At 69.8% G+C, this 23,473-nt stretch carries 19 protein-coding genes; 7 read left to right on the top strand and 12 right to left on the bottom strand.

Translation table 11 applies throughout. The features are described from left to right. Nucleotides 1–97 precede the first annotated feature (97 nt). Nucleotides 98–631, top strand: coding sequence for an AAA family ATPase (locus D7X32_RS00215; RefSeq protein WP_120600527.1), 534 nt, complete (start codon nt 98–100; stop codon nt 629–631). On the opposite strand, the gene D7X32_RS00210 is transcribed toward D7X32_RS00215, so the two are convergent. After that, on the bottom strand, nt 623–1,495 hold the full coding sequence (locus D7X32_RS00210) for an AraC family transcriptional regulator (protein WP_120600454.1): 873 nt from the start codon (nt 1,493–1,495) through the stop codon (nt 623–625). The genes D7X32_RS00215 and D7X32_RS00210 overlap by 9 nt on opposite strands. 139 nt (nt 1,496–1,634) lie before the next feature. Here D7X32_RS00210 and D7X32_RS00205 point away from each other — a divergent pair, with 139 nt between their 5' ends. Beyond that, a complete protein-coding gene (locus D7X32_RS00205; protein ID WP_120600453.1) occupies nt 1,635–2,615 on the top strand; it encodes an alpha/beta fold hydrolase in 981 nt (326 codons plus the stop codon). Between the two features lie 290 nt (nt 2,616–2,905). Here the strand turns inward: D7X32_RS00205 and D7X32_RS00200 are convergent, their stop codons facing one another. Then, nucleotides 2,906–3,511: a glutathione S-transferase family protein gene (locus tag D7X32_RS00200; protein ID WP_120600452.1), complete on the bottom strand. Its 606-nt coding sequence runs from the start codon at nt 3,509–3,511 to the stop codon at nt 2,906–2,908. Between the two features lie 104 nt (nt 3,512–3,615). Here D7X32_RS00200 and D7X32_RS00195 point away from each other — a divergent pair, with 104 nt between their 5' ends. Then, entirely contained in the window at nt 3,616–4,503 is an 888-nt protein-coding gene (locus D7X32_RS00195) for a LysR family transcriptional regulator (protein WP_167506420.1), read from the top strand. Between the two features lie 3 nt (nt 4,504–4,506). Here the strand turns inward: D7X32_RS00195 and D7X32_RS00190 are convergent, their stop codons facing one another. The 4 genes from D7X32_RS00190 to D7X32_RS00175 all read right to left on the bottom strand — a co-directional run bounded on the left by D7X32_RS00190 (nt 4,507) and on the right by D7X32_RS00175 (nt 8,803). Beyond that, the gene (locus D7X32_RS00190) at nt 4,507–5,655 is read right to left on the bottom strand and encodes a serine hydrolase domain-containing protein (RefSeq protein ID WP_120600451.1); all 1,149 of its coding nucleotides are present in this window, start codon (nt 5,653–5,655) and stop codon (nt 4,507–4,509) included. Between the two features lie 133 nt (nt 5,656–5,788). Then, nucleotides 5,789–6,595, bottom strand: coding sequence for a LytR/AlgR family response regulator transcription factor (locus D7X32_RS00185; RefSeq protein ID WP_120600450.1), 807 nt, complete (start codon nt 6,593–6,595; stop codon nt 5,789–5,791). Next, nucleotides 6,592–7,734, bottom strand: coding sequence for a sensor histidine kinase (locus D7X32_RS00180; RefSeq protein WP_120600449.1), 1,143 nt, complete (start codon nt 7,732–7,734; stop codon nt 6,592–6,594). Before D7X32_RS00180 ends, D7X32_RS00185 begins: the two co-directional genes overlap by 4 nt. Nucleotides 7,735–7,831: 97 nt before the next feature. Next, entirely contained in the window at nt 7,832–8,803 is a 972-nt protein-coding gene (locus tag D7X32_RS00175; RefSeq protein WP_244238772.1) for a GlxA family transcriptional regulator, read from the bottom strand. 101 nt (nt 8,804–8,904) lie between these two features. Here D7X32_RS00175 and D7X32_RS00170 point away from each other — a divergent pair, with 101 nt between their 5' ends. Next, nucleotides 8,905–9,798, top strand: coding sequence for a dienelactone hydrolase family protein (locus D7X32_RS00170; protein ID WP_120600447.1), 894 nt, complete (start codon nt 8,905–8,907; stop codon nt 9,796–9,798). 73 nt (nt 9,799–9,871) lie between these two features. Next, the gene (locus tag D7X32_RS00165; RefSeq protein ID WP_244238771.1) at nt 9,872–11,074 is read left to right on the top strand and encodes a hypothetical protein; all 1,203 of its coding nucleotides are present in this window, start codon (nt 9,872–9,874) and stop codon (nt 11,072–11,074) included. Here the strand turns inward: D7X32_RS00165 and D7X32_RS00160 are convergent. Then, complete coding sequence (locus D7X32_RS00160) at nt 11,071–13,176, bottom strand: WD40 repeat domain-containing protein (protein ID WP_120600446.1); 2,106 nt, start codon at nt 13,174–13,176, stop codon at nt 11,071–11,073. The genes D7X32_RS00165 and D7X32_RS00160 overlap by 4 nt on opposite strands. 160 nt (nt 13,177–13,336) lie before the next feature. Here D7X32_RS00160 and D7X32_RS00155 point away from each other — a divergent pair, with 160 nt between their 5' ends. Both D7X32_RS00155 and D7X32_RS00150 read left to right on the top strand, forming a co-directional pair. Continuing rightward, nucleotides 13,337–14,557: a DUF3500 domain-containing protein gene (locus tag D7X32_RS00155; RefSeq protein ID WP_158625544.1), complete on the top strand. Its 1,221-nt coding sequence runs from the start codon at nt 13,337–13,339 to the stop codon at nt 14,555–14,557. 20 nt (nt 14,558–14,577) lie between these two features. After that, nucleotides 14,578–15,837 carry a HupE/UreJ family protein gene (locus D7X32_RS00150; RefSeq protein ID WP_120600444.1) on the top strand — a complete coding sequence of 420 codons (1,260 nt, stop codon included), beginning with the start codon at nt 14,578–14,580 and terminating at the stop codon, nt 15,835–15,837. On the opposite strand, the gene D7X32_RS00145 is transcribed toward D7X32_RS00150, so the two are convergent. The 5 genes from D7X32_RS00145 to D7X32_RS00125 are packed head-to-tail and all read right to left on the bottom strand — an operon-like array spanning nt 15,824 to nt 23,364. After that, nucleotides 15,824–16,372 (bottom strand): TetR family transcriptional regulator, encoded by a 549-nt coding sequence (locus D7X32_RS00145; protein ID WP_120600443.1) that lies wholly within the window; start codon nt 16,370–16,372, stop codon nt 15,824–15,826. The two genes, D7X32_RS00150 and D7X32_RS00145, sit on opposite strands and share 14 nt — an antisense overlap. Then, nucleotides 16,373–17,683, bottom strand: coding sequence for a POTRA domain-containing protein (locus tag D7X32_RS00140; protein ID WP_120600442.1), 1,311 nt, complete (start codon nt 17,681–17,683; stop codon nt 16,373–16,375). Between the two features lie 2 nt (nt 17,684–17,685). Further along, entirely contained in the window at nt 17,686–19,053 is a 1,368-nt protein-coding gene (locus D7X32_RS00135; protein ID WP_120600441.1) for a TolC family protein, read from the bottom strand. A gap of 51 nt (nt 19,054–19,104) precedes the next feature. After that, entirely contained in the window at nt 19,105–22,203 is a 3,099-nt protein-coding gene (locus tag D7X32_RS00130) for an efflux RND transporter permease subunit (RefSeq protein WP_120600440.1), read from the bottom strand. Nucleotides 22,204–22,248: 45 nt separating this feature from the next. Beyond that, nucleotides 22,249–23,364, bottom strand: coding sequence for an efflux RND transporter periplasmic adaptor subunit (locus D7X32_RS00125; RefSeq protein ID WP_120600439.1), 1,116 nt, complete (start codon nt 23,362–23,364; stop codon nt 22,249–22,251). Nucleotides 23,365–23,473 lie beyond the last annotated feature (109 nt).

Genomic DNA, 23,473 nt, shown 5'->3' with positions numbered 1-23,473 from the left:
ATGAGGCCATGCTGCCTCGTGGCCCGTGCGCACGGAAGTCCCTCTGGATCTGGAAGTGGAAGCGCTCTCAGCGGCGAAGACCTGATAGGGCTTGTGTATGCGAATCGCTGTCTCCGGCACGCATCGCGCGGGAAAGTCCACCCTGATCGACGAGCTGTCCGACCTTCTCCCGGCCTATGTGACGGTGGAGGAGCCGTACCACCAGTTGGAGGAGGAGGGGTACGATTTCGCGGCGCCCCCGTCGGTCGAGGACTTCGAAGCGCAGCTCGCACGGTCCATCGCCGACCTCGACGAGGGCCCGCGCGATGTGTTGTTCGACCGATGTCCCGTGGACTTCATCGGCTACCTGTTGGCCCACGAGGACCGCGACGCGTTCGACCTCGACGCATGGCTCCCGCGCGTACGCAACGCCCTCCGAACGCTCGACCTGATCGTGCTGGTGGGGATCGAGCAGCCGGATCGGATTGCACTCTCCTCCTCGGAGGACGAGGCGCTGCGCCTTTCCGTGGACGAGAAGATGAAGGAACTCCTCCTCGAGGATCCCTACGCCCTCGGCGTGGTGGTGCTTGAGGTCGAAGGTTCTTCGAGGGCGCGTGCGAAGCAGGTGCTGGAGCACCTTGGCTCACTGTGACGCCCGGGCGATCTCCGTCGGGCTCATGCCCAGGAAGCGGCGCAGACAGCGGGCCATGTGGCTTGGGTGTGAGAAGCCCGCCTCCATCGCGATCTCCGTCAGGCTCTTGCGCCCTTCCATCAAGCGCAGCCGCGCGCGCTCCACGCGACGCTCCAGCACGAACCGATGAACCGGCAGTCCCGTGGCCTGTTTGAACAGCGGCTTGAAGTGAGACAGGCTGAAGCCAGCCACCCCCGCCAGCTCCGGCAGCGTCAGATCCTCGTCCAGGTGCGCCTCGATGTACTCGACCACCTGCCGCAGCCGCCACGCCGGCAATGCGTGGCGACGCTTGGGCGCCGAGGCCTCCGGGGGAGACTGCAACGCGAACAGCCGTGCGGCGAGCGCCATCGCCAGGCTGTCCACGAAGAGCCTCCCACCCGGATATCCATCGTGGTCCTCGGCCTGCATCATCCAGCCGATGCGCTCGACCTGCGCGTCCCGGATGTGGATGGCCGGATCCAGTGCCTCCCCTTGCGCCCCCACCCCCATGGCCTCCGCGGCCTCCCTCATCAGCGCGGGCGTCAGCCTCAGGAGCAACGAGCGCGCCGGGCCCGACAACGTCCACCGCGTGCTTGACCCGGCCGGAACCACGCAGAACTGACCGTGGATACGCGCCCCCTGACGCTCGGCCTTCCCCACGCGATACGTCACCGGCACCGGCTCCCCCACGTGCAGACAGAGGACATGGCGGTCATCCACCGGCGAGTCGAACCGACCGGACGGAACCGGAGAGGTGAGCACATCGAGCAACGGCGTGCGCCCCGGGCCGAGGCTCTTCAGCAGCGCGGCCGGAAGGCTCGGGTAGCACGAGGGTCGATCAGTCATCGCGGGAACCTTCCTCTTGGGACTGCCGGGCCGCAACACGGAAGTTCATCCGTTTGTGCCCGAGAACGGCCAGGTGTGCGCGCGCCGATACGAACTCGCTGCAATCATCGACACGTTCTCTTCTTCCGGAGCTCGCCCCATGAGACGTCGGTTCTTCCTCAAGTCCGCGGGTATCGCCCTCGCGGTCAGCATGCTCGGCGCTTGCGCATCCCACCCGGAGTCCCACTCCACCACGGCTGGCATCACGGCGGCCCATGAGACGGACGCGGCGGCCTGGCGGGCGGCGCGACGCTTCGCCCCGCTCTCGTTCGGAAAGATTGCCTACGTGGAGCGCGGCTCGGGAGACGCGGCCCTGTTCCTCCACGGAGCCCCCCTCAACGGCTTCCAGTGGCGCGGCGCGTTCGACCGGCTGTGCAACGTCCGGCGCTGCATCGCCCCCGACTTCATGGGACTGGGCTACTCGGAGGTCCCCGAGCACCAGTCGCTGGCCGCCGCCGACCAGGTGGACATGCTCGCGGCCCTGCTCGACTCGCTCGGCGTCTCACAGGTCGACATCGTCGCCAGTGACAGCGGCGGCGCGGTCGCACAGCTCTTCCTGGTCAAGTTCCCGCAGCGGGTCCGGACCCTCCTCCTGACGAACTGCGACACCGAGCCGAACAGCCCTCCGCCCAAGGTCATGCCAGCCATTGAAATGTCTCTCGCTGGGACGCTCGCGGCCTCCACCGCGGCGTGGCTCACCGACCCGGCCATGGCCCGCTCGACGTTCGGCGCGGCTGTCTTCCAGAACCCCAACACCCTCACCAACGAGGTCGTCGAGACCTACGCCTCGCCCGTCGTGAGCTCACCGAAGCGGAAGGCGCAGTACCACGCCTTCCACGAGGCGCTGCTCCCCAACCCGCTGGCGGGAATCGAGGCGAAGCTCCTTCGCACCGACATCCCGGTCCGCATCGTCTGGGGAGAGAGCGACGACATCTTCTCGAACGAGGACGCGCACTACCTCGACCGCACGTTCCCCGGCTCCCAGGGGATCCGCTTCGTGCCGGGCGGGAAGCTGTTCTTCCAGGAGGAGAACCCCGACATCATCGCGGAGGAAGCCCTCCGTCTGTGGAAGGTCGACTGAAACTTGAACTCAAGGGGCTCCTTTGTGAGCCTTCCGGGACGCCAAAGGCCTTCGTCGATGACATCGACGAGGTCATTGAAACTTTCCTTGGCGACGAGAATATCGACGAGCTCGCGCGGGGTCGGCCCGCGTAGCTCATCGGCCACGACACGTCCGACGAACAGAACAGACATCCGAGAACCTCCTGGAGTTTCGCAAGGGCTCTCAGCCAAGCACGAGCGTGCGCAACAGCGACATCCACGAGCTCGCGTCGCCCGTGGCAAGGCGCGGCGCCGTAGCGCTCCCGCGGCTCACCCAGACACAGCCCTGCGCACCGCCGGACGTTGGCTGTGGCGCCGGACGTACTCCACCAGGCGCGGGTGCCCGCCGAGCAGCATCAGGGCGTTCGCGAGGTGGAGGATGGAAGCCATCACCACATCGGCGGCGGTGAAGCTCTCTCCCACGAGGAACTCACGGCCGCCGAGTCCCTCCTGGATGAAGTCGAGCACGGCCGTGAGGCGGGCCCTGTGCTTCGCGACCTCCTCATCCGAGGGCGTGTGCTCCCCTGTCGACTGCGCGTCCCGGTAGAACGCCATCACCACGGGATCGAGCGTCATCTCCGCGAAGGCCATCCATCCGTAGTAGGAGCCGCGCTCGGCGGCCCCTACCGGCGGCGCCAGGCGCTTCTCCGGGAACTGGTCGGCCAGATGGAGACAGGCGGCCAGGGACCCGAGCAAGGTGACGTCCCCATCCACCAGCGCGGGAAGTTCTCCCAGCGGATGCACCGCCAGGTACGCGGGGGTGGTGTTCTGCTGCTGAGCGAGGTCGACCCTGACCAGCTCGTAGGGCACGCCGAGTTCCTCCAGCAGCCATCGGGGACGGACCGCTCGGGTCCTGGGGGCGAAGTAGAGCTTCATGTGTGGCACTCCTGGGTGTCGCGGGAGGCAACAACATGCGGCGGCTGAGGTGTCCGGACAATGCGGCCCCGGACGAACTCATTGTCAGGTTAAACTTGACGGCCATGATCCCACCCGCCGACATGGTCCTCTTCGCGACGGTCGTCCGAGAGGAGAGCTTCACCCGGGCGGCACTCAAGCTCGGCATCACCAAGCAGACCATCAGCGAGCGCATCCGCCATCTGGAGGAACGGCTGGGGGTGCGGCTTCTGGAACGAACCACGCGGCGCCTGCGGGTCACCGGAGCCGGCGTGACGTACTCCGAGCGCTGCGCCGCCATCGCCGCGCTCATCGACGAAGCGAACAGCGAGGTGCAACAGGGGCAGGCCGACCCCACCGGCCTGATCCGGGTCTCCTCTCCGGTGACCTACGGCCGGCACTACCTGACCCCCGTGATTTCGAAGTTCCTCGCCCGCTATCCCCAGGTGCAGGTGGAGCTGGTGCTGGCGGACCGCCGCGTCCACCTCATCGAAGAGGGGCTGGATGTCGCCATCCACATCGGCCCGCTCAATGACTCGTCGCTCGTGGCGCGAAAGTTGGGAGAGGGCGCGGTCCGTTTCGTGGCGAGTCCCCGCTTCCTGGCGAAGCACGGCACTCCGGAGGCCAGGGAGCTCCGCTCCGCGCGCTGCATTGGCTTCAGCCCTTTCGAGACCTGGGAGGCAGAGGGAGTGAAGTCACGAATCGATCCGGTCCTGATCGTGAACGATTCCCAGCTCGCATGCGAAGCGGCCATCGCGGGAGTCGGCATCGCGCGGGTGCCGGACATCCTCAGCCAGGAGGCGGTCCGGGACGGCCGGCTGAAGGTCCTCTTCGGTCCGAAGCCCGCGATGCTGCGGGCCATCCACGTCGTCTACCCGAGCCGGCTGAACCTCCCGAACAAGGTCCGGCTCTTCGTGGATGCCCTCGCGACGCTGGCCGAGCCTGAGCCCCGGAGCGTCCGGAAGCGCAGGTGAGTCTCACCTGGGCGCTGTCATGAAGAGCTCCCCGAGCTGGGCGGCCTGCTCCTCGGCGAAGTCCGCGTACGTGTTGGCCAGCAGGGCCACGACGAGCTGGGAGTCCGGGAAGATCATCAGCATCGCGCGGCCGCCTTCGATGGCGCCCCGGTGGTGGAGGATGCGCCGCCCCTGCGCGGACACGCCGATCCGCCAGCCGATGCCCACGCCCGTCTCCTTGCCGGACTTGAGCTTCTGCGGGGTGAAGAGGAGCGCAAGGGTCTCCTTGCGCAGGAAGCCGGGCTGCAGGTGGGCGGAGCCGAAGACGACGAGGTCCTCAGCGGTGGAGAGGAAGCCGCCTCCGGGCCACTTGTAGCTGTTGTCCACGTGGGCCGCGTGCAGGTGGCTGCCTTCAGGGCCATTGGCGTAGAAGCGCGTGCGGTGGGGAACCAGCTGATGGGGATGGTCCGCCTGGGTATGGCGCATGCCCAGCGGCTCGAAGACCGCGCGCTGCATGTAGCGGAGGAACTCCTCCTGGGCCGCGCCTTCCATCACGGCCCCCACCAGGTTGAAGCCATAGCTGGAATAGGCGTAGGCCGTTCCAGGCTCGGACAGCAACGCATCTTCCTGGAACAGGCCCAGTCCTTGCGTGACGCTGCTGAAGTGCCTTGCCTCCTTGAAGATGGGTTCATCCCGGTCCAGGTAGTGACGGATGCCCGCCAGGTGTCCGGTGAGCTGGCGGGTGGTGATGGGCCAGGGCTTCGTGGGAAATGAAGGCACGTATTTCTGGATGGGGGCATCCAGGTTCAAGCGCCCCTCTTCCACCAGACGCGCCACGCCAGCGGCGGTGAGGACCTTGGACACACTGCCCACGCGGAAGCGGGTGAGCGGCGTGACGGGGATGCCCTGCTCCAGGTCCGCGAAGCCAAAACCCTCCGACCAGACCACCTGCCCGCGCTGTGCGACGGCCACGGAGAGGCCCGGCAGTTGAAAGTCCTTGAGCAGCTTTCGAGCGAAGGCTCGGGCCTGTTCAATCCGGGCTTCATGGCGAGAGGAGACCGGGGGAAGCGGATACGACCCGGCTGGCGCGGCGTGCGCGGAGGCCACCGCGAGCAGCGCACCCAGGGCCATGGAGCGCGCGAACTGTCTGTTCAAAGCGGGTGAAGAGGGCATGGAGTGCCTCCGTGGGCGATGGGGTGACGGGAGGCACGGTGCCTGCGCGAGCGCCGCGCGGACGGAGTGTTCAGCCAGTGGGGACAGGCATGCGGCGAACCGGTGCCACCGTGCGGCGAACGGGGCTCGCGGCTCAGCGCAGGTGCTGGAACTTCTCCCGGTGGCTGCGGGCGACACGCAGCTCCGCGCCGGAGGAGAGCACCACGACGAGGTCCCTGCGGCCCTCGCTGCGCAGCTCGCGGATGCGGCGTGAGTTGACGATGGCCGAGCGGTGGATGCGCATGAAGCGCTCCGGCTCCAGGCGCGCCTCCAGGCTCTGCATCGTCTCGCGGTGGAGGTACGCCTTCCCACCCGCGTGGATCTGCACGTAGTAGTCGGCGGCTTCGATGTATTCGATTTCGTCCACGTCCAGGAACACCACCCGGCCCGTGTCGCGGATGGCCAGCCGGCGCACCCACGGCTCGGACGTGGCGGGCGTGGGTGCCGGAGCGGGCGTGCCGTCGCGCTCGCCATAGGTGGACAGCACGGACATCAATCGTTGGCCGAGGTCGGACATCCTGGCCAGGCGGATCTGGGCCTTGGCGCGGCCGATGGCGTCGTGGAAGCGGTCGTCGCGGAAGGGCTTGAGGAGGTAGTCGAGCGCGTGGATGTCGAAGGCGCGCAGCGCGTACTGGTCATACGCGGTGACGAAGATGACGGCGGGCACTTCGCCAGGGCCCAGCTGGGCGAGCACCTCGAAGCCGTTGAGCTCCGGCATCTGCACGTCCAGCAGGACCAGGTCCGGCCGCTGCTCGCGGATGAGGCGCACGGCCTCCGGTCCGTTGCCGGCCTCGCCCACCACGCGGACCTCGGAGTCCGTGGCCAGCAACAGGCGCAGGCCCTCGCGAGCCAGGGGTTCGTCATCCACGACGAGCGTGCGGATGGCGGCGGCCGCGTTCATGCCCCCAGCGCCTCCTGCACGGCGGCGGCCTGGAAGGGCAGCTCCAGCCGGGCGCGCACGCCGCCTCCGGTCCGGTTCTCCAGCGTGAAGACGTGGCGGTCTCCGTAGAGCTGGTGCAGGCGGGCGCGCACGTTGGCCACGCCGATGCGGCCGTCCTGGCGGTCCCAGCCCGGAGCGAGCCCGGGACCGTCGTCGAGCACCTCCAGCACCAGCCGCGCCCCCTCGCGCGAGGCGCGCAGCTCCACGCGGCCCGCGCCGGAGCGGGTGGCGATGCCGTGCTTGATGGCGTTCTCCACCAGGGGCTGGAGGATGAGGCTGGGCACGAGCGCGCCAAGCGTGGCGGGGTCGATGGCGCGGACCACCTGGAGCCGATCCTGGAAGCGGGTCTGCTCGATGTCGAGGTAGTGCTCCAGGAAGTCGACGTCTTCGTGGAACGGGACGTGCTGGCGGCCCGTGGTGTGGAGGGCCATGCGCAGCAGTTCGCTGACGCCGGTGAGCATGCGGATGGAGCCGGCGGTGTCCTGCTTGCGCACGAGCACGGAGATGGCGTTGAGCGTGTTGAAGAGGAAGTGCGGGTGGAGCTGGGCGCGCAGGACGTCGAGCTGCGCGTGGGCCAGGCGCGTCTCCAGCTGGGATTGGACCAGCTCTCCCTCACGATAGCGGCGGTGGTAGTCGACGGCGTAGCCGATGGCGAGGATGCCGCCGTAGATGAGCAGGGACAGGACGCTGTACTTGGCCATCATCAGCGGCAGCATCCGCCCCAGCGAGGTCTGGAGGAGCCACGTCTCTCCCGCGGCCCGGGCGGCGAAGTAGATGATGGTCACGTAGGGGACCATGACCGCGACGAGGGCGGACAGGAGGACCGCGAGGCTCCGGGGCCAGACGCCGCGCTCCAGGCGGAAGCGCTGTCCGAGCGCGAGGATGAACGGGGTGGCGATCGCCCAGTACTGCCATTGCGGCACCTGCACCAGCAGCGCCCGGCTCAAGGAATAGGTGGGGTCCTTGGCCTGGGCATAGACCCAGGTGTGGAGCGCCGTGACGAGGCCCGGCACCGCGAAGAGGAGCATCAGCACCGGCAGGCGGCGCAGCAGTGGCAGCAGCACGGAGGGCGCCGATGCGGAGGGAGAGGTGGATTCCACGGCCCGTGGAGTCTACGCCCGAACCCGCGCCACTTCCGGGCGGGTGCAGCCAAAGGGCTCCGGGGTGCAGCGAACGGGACTGCGCGCGCCTTCAGGCTCACCCCTTCCGGGTGGCCCTCGATACCCGTCCTCGTGGCGTCTCACCAGCGTAGCGCCGGTACACGCGGCGGAACGCGGCCGCATCGGCGTAGCCCACCCGGGCGGAGATCTCGTCGACTGACTCCCGGGTCGTCTCCAGCAGGTGGGAGGCGTGGGCCACGCGGACCCGCTGCACGAACTCGAGCGGCGTCATTCCCAGGCCGGCCTGCACCCGCCGTGCGAGCGTCCGCGTGGAGGTGGCGGCGGCGTGGGCGAGCTCGTCCAGCGACAGCTGCCGGCCGAGGTTCGCCGCGACAAAGCGTTCGACCGCGCGCAGCGCCGGATCCGCGACGCGCAGATGCTCCATCACCATGTACCTTGATTGTGAAACGCGCTCGTCGAGCACGAGGTACCGGGCCACCAGGTGCGCGAGCGACGGGCTCGCGACGCGAGCGACGATGGCCAACATCAAGTCAGCGTGCGCGAAGGCCGAGCCCGCGGTGAGGACGCCTTCGCTTTCGACGACCATCCGGTCCGCGCGGACGGTGACTTCGGGGAATCGCCGCGCGAACGCGGGCACGAGCCACCAGGTCGTCGTCGCGCTCCGTCCCGCGAGGAGCCCCGCCGCGGCCAGGACGAACGTCGCCGAGCAGGATGCCGCGACCATCGCTCCTTTCGCCGCCGCGCGCGCAAGCAGCTCGATGCCGCGCGCGGTGTCGGGGCGGGAGAGCAGGTGCTCGATGGCGCGCTCGCTGGCCGCGGAGAGTCCAGGCACCAGCAGCACGTCTCCGGCCTTCACGCTTCGGAGGATGAGCGTGCCGTCCACGGAGATGGAGCGTCCCGTGCCTGAGCGGACGGGACGGCCGTCGAGCGACACCACGCGCTGACGCAGCGGCTTCGCTCGCCCGGGCCCCGGGGAGAGGCCTGCCTCCACGAGCCGCGCGGCCGTAGCGACCACGTCGAGTCCGACGCCCAGCGGACCTTCGGCCACTCCATCCAGAACGACATGAGTGATCACGATGGCAAGACTAGACCGAAGCTTGTCAATGTCGCCACTGGCCCTGGACGGTGGATTATCCGCATCGTCCAGGCATGCGAACCTCCGCCCTTGAGTCCACCGCTGACGACCCGCTCGACGATTTCGAGCGGCGGTCCATCACCCTCGATTCGGCCATGCGCCCGGTCTACGTCGCCGGTCGCGGTCCCGCGGTCATCGTCATGGCCGAGATGCCGGGCATCAGCCCTCACGTCGCGCGCTTCGCCCGGTGGGTGCGAGACGCAGGCTTCACGGTCTACATGCCGTCGTTGTTCGGGAGGGATGGTGCCCACCCGCAGGCGGAAGCAGGGCTGGCCGTGATGAAGCGCGCCTGCGTGAGCGCGGAGTTCCGCGCGTTCGCGGCGAACGAATCAAGTCCGGTGACGCTGTGGCTGCGTGCGCTCGCACGCCTCGCGCACGAGGAATGCGGAGGCCCCGGCGTCGGCGCCATCGGCATGTGTTTCACCGGCAACTTCGCGCTCAGCATGATGCTCGAACCCGCGGTGCTGGCCCCCGTCCTCTGCCAGCCCTCACTGCCGCTCGAAAACCCGGGCGCGATTCAAATCGCCCCCGGTGAAGCCGCGACCGTGAAGGAGCGGCTGGAGCGCGAGGACCTGACAGTGCTCGCGTACCGCTTCGAGGGCGATCGCTACTGCACGGCACAGCGCTTCGCGGCCTACGCCGAAGCGCTGGGGCCGCGCTTCCTCCCGAAGGTGCTGCCCGCCTCGGCCGCGAACCCCAGGCCTCCACCGTTCTTCGAACGGGTCGTCGGCGGCGCGCACAGCGTCGTGACGGCGCACCTCATCGACGCGGCCGGAGAGCCGACCCTCGCGGCTCGCGACGAGATCCTGGCCTTCTTCGCTCGGAGGCTTCACGGAGACGCGGCTCCGGGAGGGTGTGATAAAAAGGAGGCCTGTGTGCCGACTCCAAGTCCGGTCGCTGCGTCGTGAGTCCGCGCGGCCGCGCCCGATCCAAGCCACCAGGGCCTCGGTCCTCCCCTCTTCCCTCGCGCTGATCGCCGCCGTGGCCGTGCTGGTCTCCAGCGGGGCCGCGCTCGCGGACAACCCGCCGTTGACCGGCTCGAACTACGCCATCGACGTGTACCAGGGACCGGTGCTGGCGCCGGTGCGGGTGTCGGGCCTTGCCGGCGCGTACGCCCCCATCGCCGAGGGCGTCGAGGGCGTCAGCGTCAACACGGCCGCTCCGGCCGTGCGCCCGCTCTATTCGTCCCAGCACGTCGACTTCGACCTGTCACTGGCCTTCACATTCCCCAGCTCGCTGCGCGGCAACGACTTCGACAACAACGGCGCGGTGGGCTTCGCCAACGACGACTTCATCTTCACCCAGTTCGGGGGACTGATTCAGTGGGGCCCCTGGGGGTTCGGCGGCCAGACGTCGATCCAGACCTATACGCTGGGCCAGGACGCGAACGGACAGCTCCTCCAGCTCGGCATGAGCCGCTTCCAGGTCCAGCTCGCCCGCGCCCTGTTCGACCGGGAGCTGGTGGTGGGAGTCGGCATCCGCGCCGTCTCCCTGGACATCAACGTGGCGGAGGATGCGAACAACAAGCTCGCCAGCATGTCCGGCATCAACGTCGAGGCCGGCGCCGTCTGGACCCCGCTGGCCCTGCCGCTGCGTGCCGCCCTGACCCTCCGGGCCCCCGTCCATGGGGGGCTCACGCCCAATGGCCCGGCCACCGCGGACGAGGCGGGCAACGTGAAGGTCGCCGGCCTCTACCTGCCCTCCTCCATCCGGCTCCCCTGGGAGATTGAAGCGGGCGTTGCCTACCAGTTCGGCGAGCGGCCCCTGCAGCTGCCCTGGGGGCCGGACCGCGCCGAGCGCTTCAAGGCCCTGCCGCGCGCGAAGCTGCTGCTGACCGGCTCGGTGCTCATCAGCGGCGCGGCCTCGAATGCCATTGGCTTTGACTCCTTCCTGTCGCAGCGGCTGGAGCGCTCGGGGCGGCACCTCTCGATTTCACCCCGCATCGGCGCCGAGCTCGAGCCCCTCGAGGACCGGCTGCAGCTGCGCGCGGGCAGCTACCTGGAGCCCAGCCGCTTCGACTCCACCGGGCCCCGCCTGCATGGCACCGCCAGCGCGGAGGTGCGCCTGTTCCGCTGGTCCGTCTTCGGCTTGATGTCGCCCGACACCTCGTGGCGCATCAGCGGCTTCGCCGACGTGGCCCGCCTCTACTTCGGCTGGGGCTTCGGCGTGGGCACCTGGCACTAGCCCTCCGGCGTTTCGAGTGGCACCGCCGGTCCAATCCAGAGGATGTCCCGGAAGGACAGGAGCCGCTCGCGGTACGAGCCGATGGGCGCACGCGGGTGGAGGAGGATTCCCTCATCGGAGACCTCGAGCAGGGCCCCGAGGGCGTACCACGTCCCGTACTGCGTCTGGCGCAGCATCACCCCCTTGCCGAGATACGGCGTGAGGTTGGCGCGGCAGATGGCGGGACCGTGCGTGAACACAGGGTCGGCCCTGTAGTGGTCCAGGGGGCGCGTGGGGGCCTGGTATTGCTTCAAGAATCCCCACTTCCCGTGCCGGGCGTCTCTGGCTTCCAGCGTCTCGCCTTCGGGCACGGGGACGCGCCGCTCCTCGAACGCGGCCTCCTCCTGGGGCGCGACGGGAAAGGGTGCCGGGTCCTCCCACCGCGCATGCCGGGTCCCGACAGCCCAACGCCACGGCCAGGCATGGCGCCCCGCCACGGAGAACATCAGCCTGGGCTCGAGCTTGTCCCGCGAGCCCGGGGGACACACCACGGTGCCGTCCGGCTGCGCCCGGGTGAAGTCCCAGCCGCGCTCGGTCGGGATGAACCGTGCGACCTCGTCCGGCCAGGGGTTCCAGTCCTCCGGAGGCGGCACGCGGCCCGGCTCCAATTCCAACGAGGTCTGGAAGCGCAGCTGTCCGGTGTTCACGTCCCAGAAGGCGATGTCATGGTGGCCTGTTCCCACGAGCGTGTCGTCCGCGCCCCAGGCCAGTCCATCGATGCGGCCGGCGCCCTCGAGCCGCCGCAGCAGCTTGGGCGAGGGCCCCACCTTCCACAGCTCGATTTTTGCTCCCTCACGCAGCAGGCACGCGCCCATGGAGCCATCCGGAGACCAGGCCCAGCGGCCCAGGTCGCCGCTCCGGGAAGACGGCCCGAACGAACGGCGCTTCAGGTCCACATGGCACAGGAACTTGCCGTCCTCGAAGACAAGGACCTGGGGGTACTCGTAGCCGGTGATGAGCACGGCCAGCCGCCGGCCGTCACGGGACCAGACGTATTCCTCGACCGCGTGAATGGACACGTCGGCTTGCTTGCTCAGGACGGTCACCGTCCGGCTGGTGTGTCCGTGGGCGAGCCGGGCCTCCTTGTCACCGTAGGCCAGGCTGGCACCGTCCGGGGAGAACGCCACCGGCAGCTTCAGCTCATCGAAACGGTACTGGAGGTCGCCGCTCCGCACGTCGATGAGGGAGGCGGAGGGATGGGGCTCCGGCTTCGGGTCGGTGTTCGGGTCGAGGACGAACTCGTCTTTGCAATAGCCATGGATGCGTGAGCCATCCGGGCTCCACCGCACCCAGGTATGCGGTCGCGACTTCGAAGGCTGTCCGTCCAACCGGGCCGGGCACCAGCGAATCCCGTCACTGTCCTCGTTGACCCGGGTCCCTTCCCGAAAAGGGACGATGCAGCCCAGAGCGCCGTCGGGCCCGGGGGTGGAGATGAACAGGTGGGTTTCATCCGGAGACCAGCACCAGGCGGGCAGGTGCCCCGTGTTCTCCACGGTCTTGGGATGGATGACGCCCCACGCTGGCGGCGAGCCCCAGCGCCGGGTGACGTCGGCGGTGAAGGAGGGCTGCGTCCCGGCGAAGGTCCTCAGCACGCCGATGATGACCTGATCCAGGATGACGCCGAGCCACTCCCCCGACGGCGACCACTGGAGGCAGGAGGGCTCCCGCGTCGAGCCCACCAGCGCCGTCTCGAAGCCGACGGCGCCGACGACGCGCCCCGTCGCCAGCTCCCAGATGCGCACGTCTCCACCGTGCGATTCGTCGAGGCGGTTGCTCGCGATGGCGAGATGGCGTCCATCCGGACTGAGCGCGAAGCAGCGCTGCATGCCGATGTAGCGCGGGGTCTCCACGAGCCGTGCCCCCGCGGCCAGGACCTTGTCGGAGGCCCGCCGGTGGAGCTCCGTGATGCCGCGCTCACGCTCGAGCCGGAGCAGCCGCTCGCGCAGCGGCGGCAGGTCGCGGCTGGCCACGAAGTCGCCGAAGTCGGCCTGCTCCACCAGCGATTCGAGCTCCTCGTCGGAACACTGGACCAACTGGGAGAGGTTCGCGAAGGGTCCTGGCATAGGGCGGGAGTCACTCCTTCGCGCGACGATACCGCGAAGTCCGCCCTTCAGACTCTCTTAAGGACTCGCGGCTACAAGCCATGACCCTGGAAACCTTCCCCAGGGGTGGCGAATGCGGCGACCTGCCGTCAGCTGGCTGTGTCTTGGAGTGAGTTGTTCGATGCTGGCACTGGGTGCCTGCGGTGACGATCCGGACCCGGGAGCCTCGCCCGACGCGGGGACCGGGGCCGATGCCGGAACGCAGGCGGACGCGGGTACGGAGGATGGAGGCACCACCCCCGCGAACTGCGCCACCGCCGCGACGCACATCGAGCAGGTGGTCTGCGCGTCCAATGCGTTCCTCGCCACGCTGACGGAAGCCCAGCGAGCGGCCGTCCTCTACGCCTGGACGGCCCAGGTGGAGAAGACGTACTGGAGCAACCTGCCAGGCGTCACGCGCAACGGCCTGAAGTGGGGCACGCTGAGCGCCGAGAGCAAGACCGCCGCGCTGAACCTCGCCTCGCTCGTGCTCACCGCCGAGGGCTACGCCGACATGACCGGCGTCTTCGCGGCGGATGACTACCTCGACCAGCAGGGCGGCAGCACCGGCGGTGGCCCGGGCGGCGATGGCGGCACGGGTGGCCCTCCCGGCGGCGACGGCGGCATGGGCGGCCCTCCCGGCGGCGACGGCGGCATGGGTGGCCTCGTGCTCGACTACTCGTCGGACAACTACGTCATCGCGTTCATCGGGACGCCGTCCACGACGGGCAACTGGATGCTCCAGATTGGCGGCCACCACATGGCCTTCAACGTGACGTACCTGGGCGGCACGGGCTACCCCACGCCCAACCACCTGGGCGCGGAGCCCAAGGCGCCCTTCACCCTGGATGGCGGCGGCACCTACGCGCCGCTCGTGGACGACGGCGACGCGATGGTGGCCATGTACGACGCCCTGACGCCCGCGCAGCTCGACGCCGCCTACATCACGGGGACCTACTCGGACGTCGTGCTCGGGCCCGTGGAGTTCGGCACCGGCAGCTATTCCAACGTCGTCTTCCCCACGCAGCAGGGCGTGCTCGTCTCCACGCTCACCGAAAGCCAGCAGGCGCTGGTGACGGCGGCCATCAAGCAGTGGGTGGCGGACTTCGCGCCCGCCATCGCGGATCCGCTCGTCGCGGCGTACACCTCCGCGGATGCCTACGCCCATACCTACGTGGCCTGGGCCGGCACCAAGTCCGCGGGCGTCGACGTGGACCTCAACGGCACGTACATGCGCATCGACGGGCCCCGCGTCTGGCTCGAGGTCGCGTGCCAGCAGGGCGTCGTCCTGAGGGACAACACGCACTACCACACCATCTACCGTGACAAGCAGACGGACTACGGGAACCAGCTGACCCAATGACCGCCCCTTCCGCCAGGCGCATGACGAAGCATCGGACCTGGGCGTTGGGCCTCGCCGTGCTCCTGGTGGGGGTGTCCGCGCACGCGCACCTCGTGAAGAACACGGCCGTGCTGCTCGACGTCGGTGAGCGCGCGATCCAGGCGGAGGTCCAGCTGCCCCTGGATCAGCTCTCGCTCGCGCTGACGAAGTCGTTCAGCGCGGCGCCGGCGGACGTCGTCCGCGAGCGCTCCGCGGAGCTCCCGGCCTACCTCCGGGAGCACTTCGGCGCGACGGCGCCCGATGGCCGGCCCTTCGACGTCGAGGTGGGCAACGTGGGCGTGCAGCGCGTGGAGGACGGGGACTGCCTGGTGGCGCACATCACGCTGCGGGCACCGCCGGGCGCCTCCGCGCGCGTCTTCACGCTCAACGACACGTTGATCATCCATGAGGTGATGAACCACCGCGCGCTGGTGTCGGTGCGGCGCGACTTCCACACCGGCCTCTTCGGCGAGGGCCAGGAGATGGTGGGCGCGGTGAGTGCCCAGACGCCGTCGCTCCGCATCGACCGGACGCACGGCTCGTGGTGGACGGGCTTCCAGGCCGTCTTCCGCCTGGGCGTGCACCACATCGCGGAAGGGACGGACCACCTGCTCTTCCTGCTCGTGCTGCTGTTGCCCGCGCCGCTGCTCGCGCGCAAAGGCCGCTGGCGCGAGCCGGACCGTCTGGGCCCAAGCCTCAAGCGCGTCCTCCATGTGGTGACGGCCTTCACCGTGGGCCACTCGCTCACGCTGGCGGCGGCGGCCGTGGGCATGCTCCGCCTGCCGAGCCAGCCCGTGGAGGTGCTCATCGCGGTGAGCATCCTCGTGTCCGCGGTGCACGCGGTGCGTCCGCTCTTCCCGGGCAGGGAGCCCGTCGTCGCGGCCATGTTCGGGCTCGTCCACGGGCTCGCGTTCGCCACGGTGCTCGCGGGCATGGGGTTCGACTCCGGCGCGCTGGCGATGAGCATCCTGGGCTTCAACCTGGGCATCGAAGTGATGCAGGCCGCGGTGGTGCTGCTCGTGCTGCCCTGGCTCCTGCTGTGGAGCCGGGGGAAGGGCTTCACCGCGCTGCGCATTGGCGGCGCGGCGGTGGGTGGCGCCGCCGCGTGTGGCTGGGTGGTCGAACGGGCCCTGGGCGTGAGCACGCCCCTGGATACCTGGGTGGAGGCGGCGTCCCGGCATGCCTGGGTGGGGCTCGTCGTCCTCGCGGTGGTGGCGTTGGGCGTGTCCCGGCGGCGTGCCCCTGCGCTCATGGGCGGCTGAGCGCACCGGGGGGCAGGCCAAAGCGCAGCAGCGCGCACTCCACGTGCTGAAGCCCCATGGCCAACGCGCGCGCCGCGGCGCGGGTGTCTCGGACGTCGAAGGTGCCCTGCGCCCTCCCCTCCTCGAAGATGGCCGCCAGCAGCACGACCTCGCGAGCCCTGGGGGCGGCGAGGCGCGGTTCGACGAGCGGGAGGATGTCGCGTAGCGCCCGGGGCGTGATGCGCAGCTGGCGGACCATCCGCTCCGCCAGCCCCTGACGCGCTTCGATGAAGGTCTGCATCTTCTCCGCGGGGGTCCACGCCGCGCCCACGGCGGCTTCGAGCCCCGCGAGCGCCTCGGCGAGGACTTCATCCACCACCGCGTCGAAGAGCGCCTTCTTGTTCTTGAAGTGGAGGGGCATCCGGACCGGGGCCAGGCCGGCGCGGGTGGCGATGTCCCCCAGGGAGGCTTCCGTGAAGCCCCGCCTCGCGAAGATTTCGCGCGCGGCCTCGAGGACGGCGGCGCGCTGCCTTGGAAGGATGGACAGGACCGTCATCTAGAAACCGAACCCCACCGTGGCGACGGGCAGGAAGTCTCCCGACTCCGGATCGCGCACCACCTCCACGCCGACGGCGGGAATGGCCACGTCGCGGATGTAGACGCGGAACCCCACGCCCGGGGCGGCATACCGGGTCAGCGAGTCCCTCCACTTCACCCGGCCGACATCCACGAAGACATGCGCGGTGAACGTCGCCAGGCGGGGGCTCCAGAGCGGCACCTGATACTCCAGCGTCGCGGTGCTCGCCGTCTCCGCCCAGAGGGTCCCGGAGGTGAAGCCCCGGCTCCCCGTGACGCCGCCCAGCAGCTGCGCGTCCAGGAAGGGATTGCCCAGGCTGCGTGAATGCATCGCGGTCAGCGTCAGCGCGTGGGTGCCCAGGACGGGCAGCGTGTAGCTAGCGGAGAGGGAGAGCTGTTGCAGGTCCCGGGACGACCCCAGGGCCCTCACGCCCTCGCGGTAGCTGGCCCGGGCCACCAGCCCCTCGTTGAAATAGAAGTGGAAGTCCTGGCCCAGGTACTCCGCCATGAGGGTGACGCCATGCACCGACCCGCGCTCGGGTACGGAGCCCCCCACCGCCGAGGCCAGCGGCTTGTTGGTGAGCGAGAACAGCCCCCCGCCGACGTTCAGCTCCGGCGTCAGCTGGTAGCCGAGCGTGCCCGCGATGTCGAAGCGGCGGTCGGTGTACGCCTCCAGGACGACGTCCTCGACGCGCCGCTCGCGGTCCGTCTTGGAGACCTGGAGCGTGACGAGCCCCGTCCAGCGGCTGCCCGCGATGCCCGGGTCCCGGTACATCGTGAACAGCGTGCCGCCGCGGTTGCCGCCCAGTCCGCCGAACACCAGCGTCTTGTTGAGTCCCAGCAGGTTGCTCTCCACGGCGAAGACGCCTGCCTGCCATTGCCCGTCGCTGGAGGAGAAGACGGGAATGGGCAACAGCGTCCAGCGCTCCTCCACCTGGACCTGGAGCGCGATGCCCGGGCCGTCCGCGCGCGTCGTCACGTCCACGCTCGTGAAGAGCTTGAGGTTCATCAGCCTCCGCTTCAGCTCACCGACGTCCCCGGCGGTGAGCGCGTCGCCCGGGGCCATGCGCAGCGCCCGGACGATGACGGACTCCTTCGTGCGGGTGTTGCCCTGGATCTCGATGCGCTCGATGCGCCCCGTCAGCACCGCGGGTTCCGGCGGGGCGGCTTCGGCCTTCAACTCCAACGGTGACGCCTGGGCCAGGGCCAGGCCTGGAAGCCCCACGACGTGCAGCGCGGCGAGCAGACAGGCACGGCCCGACAGCGTGCCCAGAAGGGAGGTGCCGGGCATGGCTAGCGGGACACCAGGGAATGACCCGTGGGGTCGAAGAGGCCCATGGCCCGCATCAGCGTCAGGCGGGACAGCCGCACGTTGAGCGACTCGGCCACGGCCGACAGCTGGGCGCTCGCGAGCGTCGCGTTGACGTCCGTCACCTGGAGGTACGTCGTGGCCCCGGCGTCGAAGTTCTGCTTCGCCAGCCGCGCGCTCTCCCACGCCAGCTTCACCCGCTCCTCGGCCGTGCTGAGGTTGACCTCCGCGCTCTCCAGCTCGCTGCGCGCCTTGCGCACCTCGTCGCGGATCTGCTCCTCCAGGCCGCGCAGGTTGGCGTTCGCCTCGGCGATCCTCCCGAAGGACTCGCGCAGGTTGGCTTCGCGCAGCCCGCCGTCGAACAACGTCCACGACAGGGACAGCCCCGCGGTCCAGGTGGTGCTCTGGCCGGTGAGCCCGGCGGTGTTCGCCGCCGAGTAGTTGCCGTTGGCGTACAGGTTGGGCAGGTACTCGAAGAGGCGCTGCTTGCGTCCGCCGCGCGCGACATCCACGTTGATGCGCGCCGCCGCCGCGTCCGGACGCCGGTCGAGCGCGGTCTTCTCAGCGCCCTCCGCGTCACCCGCTTCAGCGGGAACGGCGACCGCTTCACCCTGGGGCGGCGCCACGTCGAAGTCCACCGGCCGCGCGAGCAGCGCGGCCAGGGCGCTCCTCGCGGTGGCGTAGGCATTGCGGCTGCGCACCACCTCCTGCTCCGCTTGCTTGCGATCCAACGTCGCGCGCAGGACGGCCAGCCGCTCCGCGTCACCCGCCTCGAAGCGCGCCTCGGCGTCGCGCTCGAAGCCACGGCGCACGTCGAGCAGTTGCTCCTGCACCGCCAGGGACTCCCGCAGGCTCGCGGCGCCGAGGTAGGCCCGGGCCACCGCGAAGAGGATCTCCTGGCGCGAGTTCTCCGCCGTCAGCGCCGCCGCCTTCTCCCCCAGGTAGGCGTTCTGGATGGCGGGCCACAGCGTGGGGACGATCAATGCCTGCCGCGCGGAGAGCTGGCCGGAGAGCTGATCCTGCTTCTGCAGCGTGATGGGGTCCGGCGCCCCGGGGAGCGCGAACGTCACGTCCCTGGGGTAGCGCGTATACGAACCGCTCGCGGTGATGCTGGGCAGGTAGCCCGCCCAGGCCTTGTTGCCCAGCTCCTGGGACTGCTGGAGCCGGGCGCGGGCGGCGTCCAGGCTGGGGTTCTGCTTCTCCGCGAGGGCGATGGCCTCCTCGAGGGTGAGCAGCGGGAAGGCACCCACCGGAGCCACCTTCACTTCGGGGCTGGGGGTCAGGACCGGCCTGTCGGACACACCGGGGGCCTGCGTCAGCAGAACGCTGGAGACAAGAGCACGAATGAACATGATGGAGGTCGAGCTGTAGGGGTTGGGAAGAAAGGGACTGGGGACGCGCGGTCAGTGCGCGCCCTCTTCCGCGAGCTGGGCGGCCACCGGGGCGGGAGCGTCAGCCTCGCGGCGCGTGAAGCGCGCGGAGAGCCCGTCCAGCAGCGAGTAGACGACGGGCACCACCACCAGCGTCAGCACCGTGGAGCTGATGAGGCCGCCGATGATGACCAGCGCCATGGGTACGCGCATCTCCGCGCCATCCCCCCGGGCGAGCGCCACCGGCACCATGCCGGCCACCATTGCGATGGTCGTCATGAGGATGGGGCGCAGGCGCATCGGGGCGGCCTGCAACAGCGCGTCGCGCGCGCTCCGGCCCGCCTCGCGCAGCTGCTGGGTGAAGTCCACGAGCAGGATGCCGTTCTTCACCACCAGGCCCATCAGCATGATGACGCCGATGAGGGCGAAGATGGACAGCGCATTGCCCGACAGCAGCAGCGCACCGATGGCACCGATGAGCGCGAAGGGCAGCGACAGCATGATGGTGAACGGGTGGATGTAGCTGCCGAACTGCGCCGCCAGGATCATGTACAGCAGCAGGATGCCCAGCCCCAGCGCGGTGGCGAAGGCCGCGGTCGTCTTGCCCAGCTCCTTCGCGTTGCCAGCGAAGCCGCCCACGACGCCCTTGGGCAGGTCCTGCCGAGCCTGCGCCGTGAGGTACGCCATGCCCTCGCCCAGCGTGTAGCCGGGGGCCAGGTTGGCGAGCAGCGTGATCTGCCGCTTCTGGTTCTGCCGGTCGATCTGCACCGGGCCTTCCGACGGGGTGATGTTCGCCACGTTGCGCAGCTCCACCAGCTGCCCGTTGGTGCCGCGCACGGTGAGCTGCCCCAGCGCCTCCTCGGAGGCGAGCGTCGCGTCCGGCAGGCGCAGCTTCACGTCGTACGTCTCGCCGCCCTCGCGGTAGGTCATGAACTGGTCGCGGCCCAGGTAGGCGCGCAGCGAGAGGCCCACCTGCGCGGCCGGCACGCCCAGCTTCGCGGCGCGCTCGCGGTCGATGCGCACGTCGTACTGCGGCTTGCCGCTGCGGAACGTGGTGTCCACGTCGGTGAAGCCCGGGTTGGACTTCATCGCGGTGAGCAGCTTCTCACTGCCGGCGACGACCTGGGACCAGTCCGTGCCACGCAGCACGTACTGGACCTGCTGGTTGCGCCCACCGCCAATGCCCGCGGCGTCCTGCACGGTGAGCAGCACGCCGGGCCGCTGCGCCAGCGCGGCGCGCAGCTGGACCTTGAAGGTCTCCTGGTCGAAGGAGCGCTCCTTGCGCGGAATCAGGTTCACCAGCACCTCGCCCTTGTGCACCTCCTCCAGCGTGCCGCCGCCCGCGGTGCTGAACGTCTCCTTCACGCCCTCCAGGGTACGCGCCTGCCGGGCCACGACGGCCAGCTCACGCTCGGTGTCCTCCAGGGTGGAGCCCACGGGCAGCTCCAGCGTCACGCGCACCGCGCCGTTGTCCGCGGGCGGGATGAACGTGAACTTGAGGAAGCGGGCCATCCCCAGCGTCAACACCAGCACGCCCACGGCCGCGGCCACCGCCAGGCCCCGCCGGTTGAGCACGGCGCCCAGGATGCGGCGGTACCCGTTCTCCACCCACACGAGCGCGCTCTCGATGGCGGCGCTCACGCGGTTGGTGGGCGCGCCATGTCCGTGCCCCTTGAGCAGGCGGCTGGAGAGCATGGGCGTCAGCGTCATGGACACCGCGTAGGAGATGAGCACCGCCACGGCCACGGTGACGCCGAACTGGAAGAAGAACTGGCCAATCATCCCCTCCATGAAGGCCACGGGGACGAACACGGCCACGATGGCGAGCGTCACCGCGAGCACCGCGACCACAATCTGCTTCGTGCCCTCCAGCGCCGCCTGCATGGGCGTCTTCCCCTCCTCCAGGTGGCGGACGATGTTCTCGATGACCACGATGGCGTCGTCGATGAGCAGGCCGATGGAGAGCGTCAGCGCCAGCATGGTGATGATGTTGAAGGTGAAGCCCAGCAGCGCCATCACCGCGAAGGTGCCGATGACGCTCACCGGCAGCGCGATGGCGGAGACGAGCGTCGAGCGCAGGTTGCGCAGGAACACGAGCACGATGAGGACGGACAGCACGCCGCCCAGCAGCATGTCCTCCTGCACCGCGTGGATGGACGCGCGGATGTTCGTGGAGTTGTCGCTGATGGTGCTGACCGTCACGCCCTCGGGCAGGTCGGCGTTGAGCTCCGCGAGGGAGTCCTTGACGGCCTCGGCCACCTGCACCGTGTTGGCGCCGGACTGCTTGCGCACGACGAGCGCGATGGCGGCGCCCGTGTCGGAGCGAGCCAGGCCGCGCGCCTCCTGCGCGCCGTCCACCACCGCCGCCACGTCCCGCACGCGCACCGGGGTGCCGTTGGGGCTGGCGACGATGATGTCGCCAATCTCTCCCACGCTGCGCGCCTCCGCCGTCAGGCGCACGATGCGCTCACGGCCGCCCTGCGTGGTGCGCCCGCCGGGCAGGTCCACGCTCTGCGACTGGAGGGCCTGGCTCACGTCGCCAATGGCCAGCCCGTAGCCGCGCAGCCGCTGCGGATCCACCACGATCTGGACCTCCCGCTCGCGGCCACCCACCACGCCAATGCTGCCCACGCCCGGCTGGCTTTGCAGCGCGGGCTTCACCACGTCCTCCGCCACGCGCGTCAGCTCGTCCACGGGCAGGGACCCGGTGAGGGACAGCGTGAGGATGGGCGCCGCGCCGATGTCGAACTTCTCCACGACGGGCGTCTCGATGTCGTCCGGCAGCGAGCGCAGCGTGGCCTGCACGCGGTCACGCACGTCCTGGGCCGCGATGTTCACGTCGGTGCCCAGCTTGAAGGCGATGGTCACCTGGCTCACGTTCTCCAGGTTGATGGAGTTGAGCTCATCCACGCCGTTGACCGTGTTGAGCGCCTCCTCCAGCGGGTCGGTGACGTTCTTCTCGATGGACTCCGGGTCCGCGCCCGGCAGCAGCGTGGTGACGGTGACGTACGGGATGTCGACGTTGGGGTACTGGTCCACGCCGATGCGTGGATAGGCATACAGGCCGAAGACGACGACCGCCGCCATCAGCATGACGGTGAAGACAGAGTGTTTGATGAAGGTCTGGAGCATGGCTGGCGTACTGCGGGAAAGGGATGGGAGGAAAGAGGCGCCGGGCTACTGGACGACCTGGAGCGCGGTGCCGTCCTGGAGCGGCAGGCTGGCGTCCGCCACGACGCGCTCCGCGGGGCCCAGCCCGTGCACCACGCGCACGAAGCCGGGCAGCACGCGCTCCACCTTGACGTCGCGGCGCTGCGCCTTGCCGTCCTGCACCACCCAGACGAAGCCCTGCTGGCCCCGGGCATTGACGGCCTGCGTGGGAAGGAAGAGGCCCGCCTGCTCCGGCGCGCCGCCGCTGGCCGCCACGCTGGAGAAGTCCAGCTCCACCAGGGCGCCCGCGCGCAGCCGCGCCCCACTGTCCTTCGCCGGCAGCACCTCCGCGAGCACCTCCACGGTGCGCGTCTGCTCGTCGATGGTGGCGCCCAGGCTCTTCACCCGCGCCTCGAACGGCGCGCCAGAGGGATTGAGCGTGCCCTTCACGACGGCGCCCACCGACACGCGGTCCACGAGCGACTCGGGCACCGGGGCGCGCACCTCCAGTGACTGCGTGTTGACCAGCCCGAAGATGGCCGTGCCCGGCGACACGTAGTCGCCTTCGTTGCGGCCGCGGCTGGTGATGACCCCATCGAAGGGGGCCGTGAGCGTGGCGTCGCGCACGGACTCCTGCGCGCTGTCCAGGGCCGCGGCGGCCTGCTGCGCCTGCGCCTGCGCCTGACGGAAGCCCACCTCCGCCTTGTCCAGCGACGCGCGCGGAAGGCTGCCGGACTGCGCCAGCACGCGGGTCCGCTCCAACTCCGACGTCGCGCCATCCAGCGCCGCGTCCGCCGCCGCCTTGGAGGCGCGCGCCTGGTTGACGGCGATGCGCGCGTTGGACGTGTCCAGCTGCGCCAGCACCTGGCCGCGCTTCACCGTGTCGCCCGCGTCCACGCTGACGCGCGTGAGCGTGCCGGACGCCTGCGCGCTCAGCGTCGCCGCCTGCTTGGAGCGCACGCTGCCGGTGGCCCGCAGCACGCTCGACTCCAGCTGCGTGGCAGGTGTCACGGCCCGCACGCCCACCGGCTTCTGCACGACCTGCGCGGCGGAGGCCTGGGGAACGACGGGCTTGTTGCCGCCACCACACCCCGCCGCCACCAAAGCCACCGCGACCGCTGCTGCCTTCACGAATGTCTTCATCGCTTCGTTCCTCGTGCTGTGGGCCGGGGGCGCTGGGGATTCCGGCACTGAGTGACTGGATTGGTTTTCTGGTCAGTCCCGGACGTAAAAAAGCCCCACCGCGCCCGGG

Source organism: Corallococcus carmarthensis (assembly GCF_003611695.1).
Taxonomy (GTDB): domain Bacteria; phylum Myxococcota; class Myxococcia; order Myxococcales; family Myxococcaceae; genus Corallococcus; species Corallococcus carmarthensis.
Note: the sequence above shows the minus strand (reverse complement) of the source record. Positions and strands in the feature narration are given on the sequence as shown.